The following is a 14,920-nucleotide window of genomic DNA, read 5'->3' on the forward strand; positions in this document are numbered from 1 at the left end:
CGCCGAGCTCGTCCAGCGCCTGGGTCGTCCATACGACGGTCGCGCCGTCTTCGCGCAGCCTGCGGATGACGCGAAGCACGTCCGCCTTCGCTTCCGGATCGAGCATCGAGGTCGGCTCGTCCAGCAGCAGCGCGCGGGCTCCGGTCGCGATGGCGCCGGCGATGCACAGCAGCTGCTTCTGCCCGCCGGACAAATGCTCGACCGGCCGGTCCGGCGGAACGTCCAGCCCGACCGCGTCAAGCGCCGACCGGACGCGGGACGGCATCGCCTCCGGCGCGACGGCCATATTTTCCAGCCCGAAGCTTATATCCTCGTATACGGTTTCCCCGACAATTTGCGCATCCGGATTTTGGAACACGATCCGCGCGGGCTTATGCGGTCCGCATGCCTGCTCCGTTTCGCCGCCCGCGACTTCGGCCAGACCGGCCAGGGCGCGCAGCAGCGTGCTTTTGCCGCTGCCGTTGCGGCCGACGACGGCGACGCATTCGCCTTCGTCGATTCGCAAGTTCAACCGGCGCAGCACCGTCTCCGAACCGTTCCCGGTTTGCAGCGCGACGTCGGCGTCTTTCAGCATCCATAGGGGCCGCACCGCGAGCCGCCTCCTTTCGTCCCGTAAACGTAAACCTAATTATAAAGAAAAATGGTTGACAATCAAATCGGCATCCTGTAACTTCGAATATGGTAACACAAGAACGGCTTTCGGTCGAAGCCTTTTCGGCGCGCCCGTATGCTTCGAACCGCCGGTACGCATCCATCCCCGTCCGCCGCCGGCTGGCGGACTTTTTTCAAAGAAAGAGAGGAATCGTTCATGTCTACGGCCCGCCGTCCGTTATTTTCGGTTCAAGGCATCGTATTCAGCGCCCTGTTCGGCGCCCTTATGTCGGTCATGAGCTTTGCCCAAATTAAGCTCGGCTTCTCCCCCGTGCCGATTACGCTCGAAAACTTGGCCGTCATGCTGGCCGGCGCTTTGCTCGGCGCGTATTACGGCTTTTTCAGCATTTTTCTCGTCGTGTTTTTGCTCGTGCTCGGGCTGCCCCTGCTTCACGGGCAAGGGGGACTCGGCCTCGTGCTCGGCCCGACCGGCGGCTTTATATGGATGTTCCCGATCAGCGCCATGCTCATCGGCTGGCTCGTCGGCAAAATCAAAGGCAGCGGCTGGGCTTCCTACGTCGCCGTCTTCCTCGTCATCGAGCTGTTCGGCTCGCTGCTGCTGTACGTTTCGGGCGTCCCCTGGTTCGCCCATAAATACGGCGTCTCGCTCGGCAAGGCGCTTGCGCTCAGCTGCTTTCCGTATTTGCCCGGCGACGTGGTCAAGGCGCTGGCCGCTACGCTGATCGTCATGCCGATCCGCCGCATTTTTCCGCGCCCGAAGTAAAACGAACGGACGGCATCGATGCCGTCCGTTCGGACGTTTCAAGCAACACGGCTCCGGTGAGCGGTCATCGCTTCACACGAACTCCCGCCACTTTGGAAGAAGGCAGCATGCCCGCTTTGGCTGTTCCGGTCAACGTATCTCCATAAACGGAAACCGTAAATGTCAAATTTAGACGCATCGGCTTTCTCACGGCTAACGACCATGACATTCGGCCGTCCCGAATGCGCGGATCGATCAGGTCAACCACCTCGTCCCCTTGCCGGAACTCGCCGCGAATAACGCCGTTTGTCGTCGATATCGTCAGCTGGACGGAAATTTTGCCGACAGGGGTAGTGATCGTAACGTCCCATTGTCCATCGAAGGCAAGAGGGGAAGAGCGAGCCGCCGAAACCGGAACCGCGGATTCGGGCAACGGCGCCTCCGAATCGGTTTGCGTCGAACGGCGCTCGAGCGGTTCCGCGCCTACGGCGCGCCAAACGGTGCCTCTGCGCTCGTATTCGAACAGCTTTTCCACGGCATGAGAAATTTGCGGCCCGAGCTCCCGCTCCACCAAGTACAACGCGGCATCGAGGCCCGACGTTACGCCCCCTCCGGTCACCAATCTTCCGTCCGCGACGACCCGTGCCGGAACGGGCTTGGCCCCGGCGGCGCCCAGCGCCTCCATGCCGAGGTAATGGGTGACGGCGTACCGCTCCTCCAGCAGCCCGTCCATGGCCAGCAGCATCGCGCCCCCGCACACCGTACAAACGGTAACGTTGTCCAGCAGCATCGCCTGTCTTAAAACAAGAATCAGCTCCGTATCGAGCGCTTGCTTCAGCCGCGTCAGGACGGCGTCCGGTCCCGAATCGTCCGGGCCGACCGTGCCCATCGCGCCGGGGACGATCAGGATGCCGCCGGCCCCGGGATCGATTTTGCCGCCGGCCGCCAAGCCGGGGCCGTTCATTCCGCTCGCGACCGTCCTTGCGCCTTCGGCGCTGACGAAAGAGACGTCGATTTCTTTGCCGCTGAGCATTTTTGCGGCCGTGAACACTTCATAAGGACCGATGACATCCATCCAGTCGAAGCCGTCGAACAGCACGATTTGTACACGAAGCAAGAAGATCCCTCCTTCAGTTCGATTACGTTCCCCCCGGTACATCTAGGCCATCCACTTTTTGCGGAGGACGAGCTCCGCCAACGCCAGATTGAGCAGTATGCCGCCCCATACCGCAAGCCCGTACGAAGCCTCATACGACAGTCCGAGTCCGTGCTCGCCGATCGGCAGGACGATATGAATCGTCAGATTGGCGTAAGTAAGAAAAAAACTTCGCGTAATCCATTGCGTATGCTTCGCCGTATTTTTACGGCGAATATGAACGTACCCGAGCCAGGTGGTCGCCAGCCATAACAGGTTTAAAACGAGAAATCCCGCGATCGTCCAGCTCCCCTCGGCAAACCACGACACATACAAACCCGGGACAATATTCAGCAAAACGGATCCAACGTAAATGCGCCCGTTCCATCTGTGCCAGGCGGGCGATTTCAGACGAATGCCGCGAATCGCGCCTATCGGCCCCGCCAGCAGCGAAATTACGGCCAAAATAATGTGGGCCCGCAGCAAGAACATCCATAACCCGCGGTCGGCGGCGAACGATTCCTTGGCGGCGATCAGCTTCGCGAATTCGGGATCCGACACGAAATTTTTCGTTATCGTATGCATCATCCACATCAACGAGACGACAACGAATACGACGACCATACCCCTCTTTTTTCCGGTTTGACTGTTCACATCGGCATACCGTCCTTTGTTTTGGTTTGAAGAGACCTTATGCTCGCAAAAAAATCGGACCGGACGGTCCGGTCCGTTCGCTTTCATTATACGCGGACTGCCGGTATATTTGAATAGACAACTTTGAGCGATCCGTGACAAAATAAAGAAACAGCGATTGTCCGGGCAGGGGGAACAAGTCATGAAGAAGCGGGACGAGGTCAAAGACAAAATCATCGACCATGCCATCTTTTTATTCAATACAAAAGGCATTGCGCAAACGTCCGTTCACGATATTATGCAGGCGACCGGTTTGCCCAAAGGGGCGATTTACCGCCGGTTCGACACGAAGGAGCAAATCGTGCTCGCGGCCTTCGAACAGTCGGGGCGCATTTTGAAGGACTTCTTCGTTCAGGCGGAGCGGCAAGGGAACACGGCCCTCGACAAACTGATGGCGATTTCGGCCGTTTACCAGGACGCGGTCGACAATCCGCCGATTCCGGGCGGCTGTCCGCTGCTGAATACCGCGGTCGAAAGCGACGGGACGTTCCCCGAGCTGAAGCAACGGGCGGCCGAAGCCTACCATGGCATGGTCCGGTTCGTCCAATCGATTATCGAGCAGGGCGTTCGAAACGGGGAACTGCGTCCGGACATCGAAGCCGCCCCGTTCGCCTCGTTTTTGATCGACTCGATGGAAGGGGCGATCATGGCGAGCCGGCTGACGGGCAGCAACGATCCGATCGCGCGCAACATGAAGTACGCGGAGCAATTGATAAAGACGTATTATGTCCGCAAAGACGGCGAGTAACGAAACGTTGTTGTCTGAACGGGCTCAACGACTTAATCGTATTTGGCCATAATCTCCGCCAGCAGCCGCTTCAACTCGCCGATCAGCTCCGGAGGGCTTTTCACCGTCGCCTCGCCGCCCAATCCGACGAAAAATTTCGCGTAAAACGCGAGGTCGCTCCGGGGAATCGGTCCTTCCAGCCACCCGGTGCCGTCTTCCCGGGTATGCAGATGGGAGCCGAGCCATAAGACGGCCTCGCACATTTGAACGCCTCTCGGGCTCAGCTCCGCATAAAGCCCGGTCGTATGTTTCCCGGCGCGGAAAAAGGACTCTTTGTTTCCGAGATGGACATGCCGCAAATCGACCGGCTCCGTACCGTCGTCGGCGTATGCCGCCGAATAAATCCGATCGCAGCGAAAGACGCGATAATCGTTGCGGAGAAAGCAGTAAGCGGGACAAAACCATAAGCCGTTATTGGCATAAATGCCGATCGGCTGAATGTTGCGGCACGCCCGCTCCTCCCCCGCCCCGTACTCGATGCGCAGCACCTGCTGCCGCACGGCCGCCTCGAGCAGAATCGATAAATACGGAGACTCCTTTTGCCGCGTCGGCGTCACGAAGTCGACCCGGTTTTTCATTTGATCGATACGGTCGCGGACGTCCCCGGACATGTGCAAGTAAAACTTGTTCAGCGCGGAAGCGGATTCCGCCTCGAACGGCAAGGACGAATAATGGCGAAGCGCATACGCCGCGAAAAACATCGCGACCGCCTCTTCCTCGGAAAACGCGATAGGCGGCAAAATGCGTTCCTTCAACACCTGATAGCCCCCGTGTGGGCCAACCTCCGAATAAAGCGGCACCCCCAGCTCGCTCAGCTCCTGCAAATCCCTCAGCATCGTTCTCGTCGATACGCCGAACTCCCGGGCAAGCTCTTTGACCGTAAATTTCCGTTTTCGGTTGACCGTCATCATCAAGTCCAACAGCCGTTTCGATTTCGACATGGCTCCGCCCCGCTCATTTTATAATTTGTGACAACTTTTGTCACCATTATCCTCTACAATAGGGCTCAAGATCAACCAATAAAAAAGGAAATGGTGAGCCAGATGAGTCGAATAACCGCGTTGTTTTTTATGATCATGTTCATGATCGGGACGGATACGTTTCTGATTTCTCCGCTCCTTCCGACACTGCAAACGATGTTCGGCGTGCCGACCGAAACGGCGGGATGGATGATGGGCGCCTATACGCTCGGTTCGGCGGCGTTCGCGCTGATCGCCGGACCGTTGTCCGACGGCTGGGATCGGAAAAAGGTGCTGCTGTCCGGCCTGGCTTGCTTCGCGATCTCCACTTTCCTGTGCGGCTTCGCCGTCGATTTTTGGACGATGTGCCTGTTTCGCTTTCTGGCCGGAGTGAGCGCGGCGTTTACGGCGCCGCAAGTATGGGCTTCCATTCCGGCTCTGGTCCCCCCGGACAAAATCGGCAAAGCGCTCGGCGTCGCCTATGCAGGGCTCGCCGTTTCGCAAGCGCTCGGCGTGCCGATCGGAAGCTTTCTCGCCGCAAGCCATTGGTCCGTTCCGTTTTGGACGATCGGCGCATACTCGCTGGCGCTCGCGGCCGCGGTCTTCTTCGCCGTTCCCGGCATGAAGCCGCGCGTGCGGCAGGGCGTCAAGCCGCCCGTGTTCACACGGTACATCCCCCTGCTGACCAGCGGCAAAGCGAGAGGCACGTTTCTCGCTTACTTTTTCGTCCATTTGGGAAGCAGCGCCGCCTTCGCGTTTCTCGGGAAGTGGATGGCGGACCGGTTTTCTCTGTCCGTCGACGAGACGGGGTATGTGATCGTTTTTCTGGGACTCGGCAACTTCCTCGGCAGCTTATGCAGCCCTTATGTGACCAAAGCGCTAAGCCCGTTTCGGACGATGGCGGCGGGAATGCTTATCGTTGCTGCGGCTTACGCCGCCTTGCCCCATGCGTCGTCGGTGAACGTCGTCAAAGCGGTCGCCTTTTTCATATTCGCCATTCTCGGCATTTTGTTCCCGCTTATGGTCGGTCTGATGAACGGCTTGAATCCGACGATTCGCGGCACCATTTCCAGTCTCGCCACCTCGACGATGAACGCGGCGACGACGTTCGGGGCTTGGACGGCCGGAGCGCTTTACGCGGCGTTTCACGGCTATTCCGCCGTCGGTCTGTTTACGGGACTTTGCGTGGCGTGCTCGCTGCTCGCCTTTATTTCGAGCGGGGTTTTGTCGAAGCAGGCGGAAAAAGCCGGTTCCGAAGCCGAGCCCGCTCTGTAAATCGTGTGGCATCGTTTCTAGAAAAACGGGTGTCGACGTATATCGAGGAAGAGCGCAAGCAGTCGGCTTCCGAAACGTAACGGACGCCACGGCGCTTATTTCGCGAAAATCGGCCGTTTTCCAATCGTAACGGACACCACTGCGCTTATTTGCTCCGATCCGCCGTCCAAAAGGGGGTTTTTCGCCAAATAGGTGCGCCTGTGTCCGTTAGAAAACAAATAAGCCGAAATGAGGCTCATTAGGGGCCGCCATGTCCGTTAGACATTTGAAACTTGGGGCCCGTCCCGCCGCCGCCCCATACTCGCCCCCCGCTCCAACTCCCGACGACGCCGGCGCAGGTCAACCGAGCCGGTGTCGCCGTGTCCCGCCGCCGGCAGCAGAAAACCCGCTCCGGCTTTGGTGTTTAAGCGAAGGTCGGGACGGACGATTTTTTCTGTGCAAACCGATTGCACGCCGAAACGTCGGCGCATCGGGAAGCGAGCTGGAAATGCTCCCGCTATTTTCGGTCGTTTCCCGTTTCCGGGCAAACCAACGGGAAAACGTCCCGCTAATTTCGTCCAAACCGTGCATTTCGCCGATACTACGCCATTTTATCGGGAGCTTCTCCCGGTATTTCGAAAACGACGCCTATACGAGCACGAGTGAACAGGAGATTTTCCCGTTCGCTCGATTCCGGCGACCCGCCCGTAAGATAGGATACGGCGGACGCGGAAACAAAAGGCGCTGCTTTTTACGTCCTTTAGCGTACATGTTCGGTCATCCGAACCACGGGATCATCAAAAAGGAACCCGAGAAGATATATGTTCCTTAATACTAAAAAAGAACGCCCCCGTGCTTCGCGCGGGCAGCGTCCTTCGCATTTATCGTTCGATTTTGCGCGATACGGCGACCAAACAGACGAGAAACGCGCCGCACAGCAGCGCGATGAAGCCGTAGCCGCCGAAGACGTCGTAACGGGCCGAGAAGTAGCCGAAGCCGACGCCCGCCAATATGTGCACCGCATTCAGCCCGAGCGATTGGAACGAATCGATCGTCGCCCGCATCGAGGAATCGATCCGGTGATGCAAATAGCCGGAGGCGAGCGGCTCCATAATGCCGGAAACCAAGCAGACAACCAGCAGCGCCGCGAGGCCGGCAAAGTCTTGGCTGGCGGCGGAGCAAGCGAAGCCGGCTGCGATTGCCGTCATTGCGCCGACGAGCAGCGTCCTGCTGCCGAACCGGCCGAGCAGCGCATGCGCCAGCACGTTGCCGGGCAGCCGCAGCAGCATGAGCGCGGCGGACAAAACGCCGAAGCCAGCGACCGGTATGTCCAATCGGTTTGCGTACAGCTGCCAAAACTCGTCGACGAAGCCGATCGCCGCGCCCGTCACCATCCCCGACGACACGACGAGGCTGACCCCCGGGTTCGTCCGGAAAAAGCGCAGCGATGCCGTAACGTATCGCTTGAACGGGATCGTCTCGTCATCCGCATCGTTTTCCGCGTCGGTCCGCGCCGGTTCGACCAGCAGTGTCGAGAAGATCATGGCGAGCAGCGCGCTTCCCAGCGAAATCCAGTAATTCAGCTCGAGGCCGAACCGATCCGCGAGCAGGCTGCCGCACAGGGCGGCGATCATCGCGGCCCCGAAGTCGCACGCGTTCAAGCGGCCGAGCTGCTTTTCGAACGAAGCCGCCTTACCCTGCAGCTTCAAAGAGTCGTAAAGCAATGCGTTTTCCGAGCCGCTCCCGGCCGAACGGCTGATCCCCGCCAGGAAGACGACGAGGGCGAAATGCCAAAATTCCGTCGCGGCGAGCAGGATCGCGAACTCGCAGCAGGCGAGCGCCGCGCTCAGCACGAGCATCTTTTTGCGGCCCCATCTGTCGGCCAGTATGCCGGTCGGAACTTCCAGAAGGACGACCGTCAGCGCGAAAATAATTTCCGTATACACGACCATCTGGATGGTCATGCCCCGCTCCTCCCAATACAGCCTTTCGATGACGTAGGCCGGGACGAGGCCGGAGCAAAATCGGAGCGCGAACAGCGTCCGAACGTTCGTTGCGAAGTTCATAGGGAGCTCCCTTCCGAATTCCGATTGACCTGACGGACTCGATCGCAAATCGGGGGGCGCTCTCGGAAAGCTCGCGGCTATCGATTAGCAGGGAGGTCTGATGAACGAACTCATGGCTCCATCTCCTTCGTTTCGCATTTATTCGTAGTTTCACCTTATATCCCGGAGCGCGCAGCGTCAAGCCTGTCGGCCGGCGCGGCAACGTTTCGGGAGTCGGCCGCTTGCGGGGTGCAACTTTTGCATCGCGCCTTCGTCTAAACGTTCGATATCCATTTTCGGGAAAAGGGAGTGCCGCTTTTGATTCGTCGCATTTGCCTCGGCTTGCTTCTTCTGGCCGTCGCCGCAGCCTTGCCCGCGCCAATCGGCGAAGCCGCCGGCTCCGGCATCGCCGCAACCGTCCCCGATACGCCGATCCGCGTGAACGGGCAGCCGGTCGACAACGCCCATGCGAAATACCCGTTTCTGCTTTATCGCGATATTACGTATCTGCCGCTCACTTGGGACCATACGAGCGCGCTCGGCATTCAATTGTTTTGGGACGAAGACGGAACGATGCATATCGCCGGCGGCTATGGACGGGGCGCAGGGAATTTCATCGGCTGGAGCAAACAACCGTTCCGGCAGGATTTGTCCGCCGAACGTCGTTTAGGCGGTACGGTTGCCGTATCGAAGGCCGCCTTGCCGGTCGTCATCGAAAACGAGCCGATCGACAACGAACGGGAGACGTACCCGCTGCTCGAGTATCAAGGAATCGTCTATTTGCCGCTTACGTGGCATTTCGCGCACGAGCTGCTGCATCTCCCCATGAGCTGGGATCCGGCCGGGGGCTTGAACGTCGTCGGCGGCCAGCAGCCGATATTGGGCTCGATCGTATACGACGACGCCGACTATTTGTATATCGGCTCCGTCATAATTACGGAGCCTTGGCAAGGCGGTCTGATGAAAGTTCATAAGTCGCTGGAGCAGAAACCGGTCTGGATGACCAAAGAGGAGACGCAGCAGGTGCAAGACAAGATCGATCGCGCACGCTCGGCGGACCCGTACCGCGGAATCGCGGCCGAGACGGAGGCGCGCGAAGACGGGCTTTATTTCAAGGGACTGAAGCTGCTGGAACGGCCGGAGATGTCCGCGCCCGGATCGATGCCGGCGAAGCTGGAATGGACCGCGAAGGAATTCAAGCTGGAGGAAAGCAAATCGTTGCTGGCCGTCCAGCGGCGCATGGCGTACGAGGGCGCGAGCCGGTCGATGGATACGACGTTCGTTTTCTTGATCGCGGGCGGCAAAGCGGCCTTCATCGAAGAGTTGAAGCGGGAGCCGTACCGGGTTATCCCGAACGGGGACGGCAGCTATTGGATCGCCGCCGACGGCCGGACGACGATTCGCCATTTGACGATCGATTCGTATCCGCTCGCGCTGCTCGACCCGCAAGGCAACGTTCGTCTCATGAACAAGGAGTGGGACGAAATGCGCATCGCCGTTCTCGGCCTCGAGCAGGCGGATCCGCATGCGGGCGACGGCCGGTTGTACGTCGAATTGGGCGGCGTGACCGCGGATGGCGCAAACGCGAACGGCTTGGGCGGCTTATACGCCGTAGACGCCGATGCGAATTTGACGAAAATGCACGATCCGCTGTCGGGAACGCGGTCATTTTATTTGGGGGCCGATAAGCGGTTGTACTCGTTGACGGAGCCTAACACCGTTACCGACGTCAGCGAAGGCAAAGCGGCCATGTGGTACGATTACGAGCTCGCGGGTAGCGAGTAAACGCGCCGCAGCGGACGGAAGCGTACGAAACGAAACATCCGGCCCTGCGCTGCGGCAAGGGCCGGATGTTTCGTTTAGGCGTTGACCCGCTTCAGCTTCGTCAGACGGCCGTCGGAAATCCACTCGGCGACGTACACATCGCCGCGCGAATCGACGCACAAGCCGTGCGGGGAGCTAAATCGGCCGAGCCTGAAGTACGACTTCGGCAAGTTCGGCCAGCCCGCCTGCTTGTATGCTTGCTGGTCTTCTCCCAGATGGGTCAGCAGCCGGTCGTGCTCGTCGAAAATCGTCACCCTGCTGTTCAGATCGGGAAAGTACATCCGTCCTTCATGAAAGTAAAAGCTGCAAGGCCGATCCATATCGTGATCGATAAACCGTTTGTGCGCGCCGTCCGGCGTAAACACCTGAATGCGGTTGTTGCCGCGGTCGGCCACGTACAGCTCCGTCTCCCCGCCGGACGTTTTCACGGAAATCCCGTGCGGACACTTCATGAGGCCGGGCTCGCTGCCGGTCCCTCCCCACGAAAACAGCCATTCGCCCGAGGCGGAATAGCGATGAATCCAGTTTTGGCCGTATCCGTCCGTCACGTAAATGTCTCCGTTCGGTGCGACGGCGATATCGGTCGGCCGGTACGGCTTGCCTTCCCCGTAAACGTCCGGCAAATCCGGCTTGTCGAGCCGCAGAACGACCTCCCCCTGCAGCGTCGTTTTTACGACGGCGCCGGTATTGCAGTCCGATATGTACAAATATTCGCCGTCCCGCTCGCGGTGCAAATAAAACCCGTGGGCGTTATCGCCGATCCCGTCCGCATGCCATGCCGTCAAAAAACGTCCTTCGCGGTCGAACACGACCACATTCGGCTTGGACGTATGCAGCACATAAATGCGGTCCTCCGCGTCCGCAACGATCCCGTGCGTATACCCGAAGGCGTAGCCTTCCGGCAGCCGGCCCCAGCCTTCCACCGCTTCGAACTGCATCGCGCTCGTCCCTGTCCGCAAAACGCATCCCCTGCCTTCCCTCATCCGATAATTAAATAAGGCGCCTCGCGCGCCAAAACTTCTCCATCTCCCCCTGATGTGTGCCGCCGGCGGTTTTACGGTTCACCTCCCGGTTGGACGCCGACACCTGATCGAATACCTATATTGTAGGCGGCGGGTACGCAAAAAGAAATAAACGATCCTGCTAAAATATACAGTTCGTTAAAAAACAGTTGCATAAACTAATAACATTAGTTATTATAAAACTAACGATATTAGTTAAAACGCGAACGAGGTGTTTTCTTATGAGAACGATTCAAATGGGCCCGATTTATCAGCTCTCGTTTATGCCCCGTCTGTTTCCGGTCAACTGCTATTTCGTCGAAGAGACGGACGGCCTGACGCTGATCGACGCCGCGCTGCCGTACAGCGCCAAGGCGATTCTCCGCACGGCGGAGCGGATCGGCAAACCGATCGCGCGCATCGTCCTGACGCATGCGCACGACGACCATATCGGCGCGCTCGACGCGCTGAAGGCCGCGCTCCCGGACGTCCCGGTCCATCTCTCGGCGCGCGACGCCCGGCTGCTTGCCGGAGACTTGTCGCTCGATCCGAACGAGCCGCAAACGCCGCTGCGCGGCGGCATACCGAAAGGCGTCCGCACGCGGCCCGACGTTCTGCTCGCGGACGGCGACCGGATCGGCTCGCTGCAGGCGATCGCCGTCCCCGGACATACGCCTGGATCGATGGCGTTTTTCGATACGCGCAGCCGCGCGGTGATCGCCGGGGACGCCATGCAGACGAGAGGCGGAGTCGCCGTGTCGGGGCAGCTGAAGCCGCTGTTCCCGTTTCCCGCCATGGCTACATGGAGCAAGGAAGCGGCGCTCGCAAGCGCGCGGAAGCTGAAGGAGCTTCGGCCGTCCCTGCTCGCGGTCGGGCACGGCCGCATGCTGCCGCAGCCGCCGGCCGCCATCGACCGCGCCATTGCCGAAGCCGAGAAAAACATCGGCCGGACGTTATCCGGAAGGAGCGTATGACCCGTGCCCCGAATCGGACTCGATCAACAAACCGTCCTGCAGGCGGCCGCCGACATCGCCGACGAACAAGGAATCGAAGCGCTGACGCTCGCCGGTCTCGCCAAAAAGCTGAACATTCGCACGCCTTCGCTGTACAACCACGTGAACGGGTTGCCCGGCCTTCGACACAAGCTGGCCGCGCACGGACTGACGCTGCTGTACGAGCAGCTCGTCCGTTCGGCCGTCGGCCGCTCCGGCGACGAGGCGATCCGCGCGTTCGGGCAAGCGTACCTCGCGTTCGCGCGCGCCCACCCCGGCTTGTACGAGCTGACGCTCGGAGCGCCCGACCCGGAAGCGCCGGATGTCGTGCAGGTCGGGCAGAAGCTCGTCGACCTGCTCGTGCGCATTATGGACGGCTACGAGATGTCGGAGGAGCAAGCTCTGCACGCTGTCCGCGGCCTGCGCAGCGTGCTGCACGGCTTCGCTTCGCTCGAGCGGAAAGGCGGCTTCGGACTGCCGCTCGATCTGGACGACAGCTTTCGGCTTCTGGTCGACGCATTTTTGGCCGGATTGCGTACGATGACCGGCCGTGACGCCGACGCCTGCAAGGAAGGAGGGGACGGCGAATGATCGCCGCTCGGGGCGCGATTGCCGCCGTCTTTTTCCTGCTCGAGCTCGGGGCGCTGGCCGCCTTCGGCTATTGGGGGTTTCACCTGAGCAAAGGCTGGATCGTCAAAATTGCGGTCGGCCTCGGCGCCCCGCTGCTTGCCGCCGTTTTCTGGGGGACGTTCGTCGCGCCGAAAGCTGCGTTCCCCGTTGCCCTCCCCGTCCGCGCCGTGCTGCAGCTGCTCGTATTCGGGCTGGCATCGGCCGCCCTGTACGCGTCGGGCCATACGAGGCTGGCCGCCGGCTTTCTGGCCGTCTCGATCGTCGAAGTCGCGCTGAATGACGCAATGGATCGGGCGGCCTAAAAGCTTCCGGGTCGAAGCCAATCCGGCGGAGCCGGAGCGTAAAAAAACCCGCGCGGCCCAAGCCGCGCGGACGATAGATTCGCTTCAGGAATGCTTTCTGCGGAACAGCAGCCACCGGTACCGGACGAAGCAGCCGACGCAGAAGCCGCAGATCGCCACGAACGCCGCGCCGGCAACCATCGCGGAGAACGCGTACGCCATGACCGGCCATTCGAAGGCAAACCCGAGCAGCGCCAACAGCAAAAACGTTACGGCGAGCACCTGGTTGAACTGCTGCCCCGCCTTGTCCTCGGGGACGTAAGCGGTGAGCGGCTTGCGTAAAAACAGTTTGGCCAGCCGCATGATCGGGTTGAAATCGAAGATGACGCCGAACGCTCCGGCCAGCAGCGGGACGGCCAATATCCAGTAAGCGCCGGTCGCCCACGTCAGCACGACGGCGAGGACGATCGCCCACTGGTTGACTCTGACGAGCGGTCTCGGAATGAAATCCGGTCTGTCGCCCATGCGATTCCCTCTTTTCCTGTAGGATTAACTAGAATTATACACGCACAGGCTTCGTTTGTGAACGCCGCCGCCCTCCCCATTCGAAACGCGAAAAAACTCCGCCCGGCGCCGTCACGTAAACGGCCGAATGGAGTTTTTTCAATCCGATCCTTATTCGTTCTTTTCGGCCGGGGCCGCCAGCAGAACGATTTTCGAAGCGGCGCCGATCGGCGGCAAGCTTTTCGTCAGCATCGGGCCGTAAAACCCGACCACTTTCGCGCCCTTCGCCAGCTCGCTCGGCTCGACCGGCTCGCCGTTCGTATCGACCAGCTTCGTCTCCTCCGTCAAACGGAGAACGACCTCGTCCGGGGTCGTGTCGGTCAGCCCTTCCCCTTTAATGCGCAAACTCGTCGTTCCGTTATCGCCGGTGCGCACTTCCTCGATCAATCCGGCCGTGCCGAGCGCATCTTGTTCGGCGGCTTGCTCCGTCACGACGATTTTATAGGTCGGCGTTTGCGGAGGCAGGCTCATCGTCATGATGAGCGAATGCTCGGCCTCCACCTGCATCCCGATCGCGAGATCGGCGAAGCTCAGCTTCGCGCCGTCCGCTTTTTCGTATACGGTATCCGGGCCGATGTTCAGCACGAGACCGTCCGTTCCGATCCCGTTGATGCGGACCGTTTGGCGACCTCCGTTTTCGTAAACGGAAGTAACGACGCCTTTCGTCACGGCCGTTTTCCGCTGTTCGCCGGCCGTGATGGAAATCGACGCCCCTTCCGCGTTCACGTTCGCGCGCAGCACTTTGCCGACGAACGAGGCCGGGACGTACGTTTTGCTGTCCGTCAGCTCCGGCGCCGTCCCGAGCGTTATGTACATCTTGTTCACGCCGTACCGGTCCTCGCCGAGCTTGACGCGGGTCCACAGCGCTTGGCCGGTTACTTCCGCCGTCTTGTCCGCGTCGTTCCACGTTACGGTCAAGCCGAGCGCCTCGGCGACGTCGCGAAGCGGCACCATCGCTTCCTTGCCGTCCGGCTTCCAATAGGCGCCGGTTTCGATCGTTTTATCGTCAACCGTAATTTTCATATGCTGCGGAATCGCCGCCGAAATGACCCGGATGCCGGTTTGCTGCGCCGCGTTGTCGTTCGATGCGTAAGCCGCCGTCCCGGTAACGGAAACGGACAGCGCGAAGATGGCCGCGATACCGGTTTTCAAATGTTTTTTCAATGCGTAACATTCCTTTCCTTCTGTTTTTCAAGCTGCTTACATCTACTCTAACGACGTTATTTCCGGTATTGTTGCAAAACGGCTAAAAAAAGCTTCAAACGCCCAACTCCCTGATATTATCCCCTTACGGTAGACAGTGAAAAAAGAGTTCATGATATCATGGATTCAGCACTGTTGACCGGAGGGGATTTTTTTATGCCACCCAAGAAGGGGCAAAAGTTTAATCGTTATGATGAA

At 59.7% G+C, this 14,920-nt stretch carries 15 protein-coding genes; 7 read left to right on the forward strand and 8 right to left on the reverse strand.

Annotation, left to right across the window (positions count from 1 at the left end; all coding sequences use genetic code 11):
* On the reverse strand, positions 1-589 hold a 589-nt coding region (locus tag PV407_RS17970; RefSeq protein ID WP_332091321.1), incomplete at its 3' end, for an ABC transporter ATP-binding protein.
* A gap of 219 nt (positions 590-808) precedes the next feature.
* On the opposite strand from PV407_RS17970, the gene PV407_RS17975 reads away from it, so the two are divergent.
* Positions 809-1,375, forward strand: coding sequence for a biotin transporter BioY (locus tag PV407_RS17975; RefSeq protein WP_332091322.1), 567 nt, complete (start codon positions 809-811; stop codon positions 1,373-1,375).
* Between the two features lie 64 nt (positions 1,376-1,439).
* On the opposite strand, the gene PV407_RS17980 is transcribed toward PV407_RS17975, so the two are convergent.
* Together PV407_RS17980 and PV407_RS17985 are read right to left on the reverse strand one after the other, a co-directional pair.
* Positions 1,440-2,471, reverse strand: a complete 1,032-nt coding sequence (locus tag PV407_RS17980) for a DJ-1/PfpI family protein (RefSeq protein WP_332091323.1) — start codon at positions 2,469-2,471, stop codon at positions 1,440-1,442.
* Between the two features lie 42 nt (positions 2,472-2,513).
* Positions 2,514-3,113: a DUF2306 domain-containing protein gene (locus tag PV407_RS17985; RefSeq protein ID WP_332091324.1), complete on the reverse strand. Its 600-nt coding sequence runs from the start codon at positions 3,111-3,113 to the stop codon at positions 2,514-2,516.
* 211 nt (positions 3,114-3,324) lie between these two features.
* Here PV407_RS17985 and PV407_RS17990 point away from each other — a divergent pair, with 211 nt between their 5' ends.
* Positions 3,325-3,930 (forward strand): TetR/AcrR family transcriptional regulator, encoded by a 606-nt coding sequence (locus PV407_RS17990; RefSeq protein ID WP_332091325.1) that lies wholly within the window; start codon positions 3,325-3,327, stop codon positions 3,928-3,930.
* Positions 3,931-3,962: 32 nt separating this feature from the next.
* On the opposite strand, the gene PV407_RS17995 is transcribed toward PV407_RS17990, so the two are convergent.
* Positions 3,963-4,910 (reverse strand): helix-turn-helix transcriptional regulator, encoded by a 948-nt coding sequence (locus tag PV407_RS17995; RefSeq protein ID WP_332091326.1) that lies wholly within the window; start codon positions 4,908-4,910, stop codon positions 3,963-3,965.
* Between the two features lie 102 nt (positions 4,911-5,012).
* On the opposite strand from PV407_RS17995, the gene PV407_RS18000 reads away from it, so the two are divergent.
* A complete protein-coding gene (locus tag PV407_RS18000) occupies positions 5,013-6,203 on the forward strand; it encodes an MFS transporter (protein ID WP_332091327.1) in 1,191 nt (396 codons plus the stop codon).
* A gap of 860 nt (positions 6,204-7,063) precedes the next feature.
* Here the strand turns inward: PV407_RS18000 and PV407_RS18005 are convergent.
* Positions 7,064-8,248: an MFS transporter gene (locus PV407_RS18005; protein ID WP_332091328.1), complete on the reverse strand. Its 1,185-nt coding sequence runs from the start codon at positions 8,246-8,248 to the stop codon at positions 7,064-7,066.
* A 297-nt stretch (positions 8,249-8,545) separates the two neighbouring features.
* On the opposite strand from PV407_RS18005, the gene PV407_RS18010 reads away from it, so the two are divergent.
* Entirely contained in the window at positions 8,546-10,012 is a 1,467-nt protein-coding gene (locus PV407_RS18010) for a hypothetical protein (RefSeq protein ID WP_332091329.1), read from the forward strand.
* 74 nt (positions 10,013-10,086) lie between these two features.
* Here the strand turns inward: PV407_RS18010 and PV407_RS18015 are convergent, their stop codons facing one another.
* Positions 10,087-11,010, reverse strand: a complete 924-nt coding sequence (locus PV407_RS18015) for a hypothetical protein (protein ID WP_332091330.1) — start codon at positions 11,008-11,010, stop codon at positions 10,087-10,089.
* 284 nt (positions 11,011-11,294) lie between these two features.
* On the opposite strand from PV407_RS18015, the gene PV407_RS18020 reads away from it, so the two are divergent.
* The 3 genes from PV407_RS18020 to PV407_RS18030 are packed head-to-tail and all read left to right on the forward strand — an operon-like array spanning position 11,295 to position 12,976.
* Entirely contained in the window at positions 11,295-12,026 is a 732-nt protein-coding gene (locus tag PV407_RS18020; protein WP_332091331.1) for an MBL fold metallo-hydrolase, read from the forward strand.
* Positions 12,027-12,029: 3 nt separating this feature from the next.
* Positions 12,030-12,635, forward strand: a complete 606-nt coding sequence (locus tag PV407_RS18025; RefSeq protein WP_332091332.1) for a TetR/AcrR family transcriptional regulator — start codon at positions 12,030-12,032, stop codon at positions 12,633-12,635.
* Positions 12,632-12,976 (forward strand): YrdB family protein, encoded by a 345-nt coding sequence (locus tag PV407_RS18030; RefSeq protein WP_332091333.1) that lies wholly within the window; start codon positions 12,632-12,634, stop codon positions 12,974-12,976. The genes PV407_RS18025 and PV407_RS18030 overlap by 4 nt, the downstream gene beginning before the upstream one ends.
* Before the next feature lie 84 nt (positions 12,977-13,060).
* Here PV407_RS18030 and PV407_RS18035 read toward each other — a convergent pair whose 3' ends face one another.
* A complete protein-coding gene (locus PV407_RS18035) occupies positions 13,061-13,480 on the reverse strand; it encodes a DUF4395 domain-containing protein (protein WP_332091334.1) in 420 nt (139 codons plus the stop codon).
* A gap of 150 nt (positions 13,481-13,630) precedes the next feature.
* Positions 13,631-14,683 (reverse strand): copper amine oxidase N-terminal domain-containing protein, encoded by a 1,053-nt coding sequence (locus tag PV407_RS18040; protein ID WP_332091335.1) that lies wholly within the window; start codon positions 14,681-14,683, stop codon positions 13,631-13,633.
* Between the last annotated feature and the right edge of the window lie 237 nt (positions 14,684-14,920).

The organism is Paenibacillus sp. GYB003 (genome assembly GCF_036577625.1).
In the GTDB taxonomy this organism is placed as follows: domain Bacteria; phylum Bacillota; class Bacilli; order Paenibacillales; family NBRC-103111; genus Paenibacillus_AB.

Bases quoted from the DNA above. Each gene is read 5' to 3' on its own strand.
- PV407_RS17975 (WP_332091322.1), top strand. From the start codon at position 809: ATGTCTACGGCCCGCCGTCCGTTATTTTCGGTTCAAGGCATCGTATTC.
- PV407_RS17985 (WP_332091324.1), bottom strand. From the start codon at position 3,113: ATGGTCGTCGTATTCGTTGTCGTCTCGTTGATGTGGATGATGCATACG.
- PV407_RS17990 (WP_332091325.1), top strand. From the start codon at position 3,325: ATGAAGAAGCGGGACGAGGTCAAAGACAAAATCATCGACCATGCCATC.
- PV407_RS17995 (WP_332091326.1), bottom strand. From the start codon at position 4,910: ATGTCGAAATCGAAACGGCTGTTGGACTTGATGATGACGGTCAACCGA.
- PV407_RS18000 (WP_332091327.1), top strand. From the start codon at position 5,013: ATGAGTCGAATAACCGCGTTGTTTTTTATGATCATGTTCATGATCGGG.
- PV407_RS18005 (WP_332091328.1), bottom strand. From the start codon at position 8,248: ATGAACTTCGCAACGAACGTTCGGACGCTGTTCGCGCTCCGATTTTGC.
- PV407_RS18020 (WP_332091331.1), top strand. From the start codon at position 11,295: ATGAGAACGATTCAAATGGGCCCGATTTATCAGCTCTCGTTTATGCCC.
- PV407_RS18030 (WP_332091333.1), top strand. From the start codon at position 12,632: ATGATCGCCGCTCGGGGCGCGATTGCCGCCGTCTTTTTCCTGCTCGAG.
- PV407_RS18035 (WP_332091334.1), bottom strand. From the start codon at position 13,480: ATGGGCGACAGACCGGATTTCATTCCGAGACCGCTCGTCAGAGTCAAC.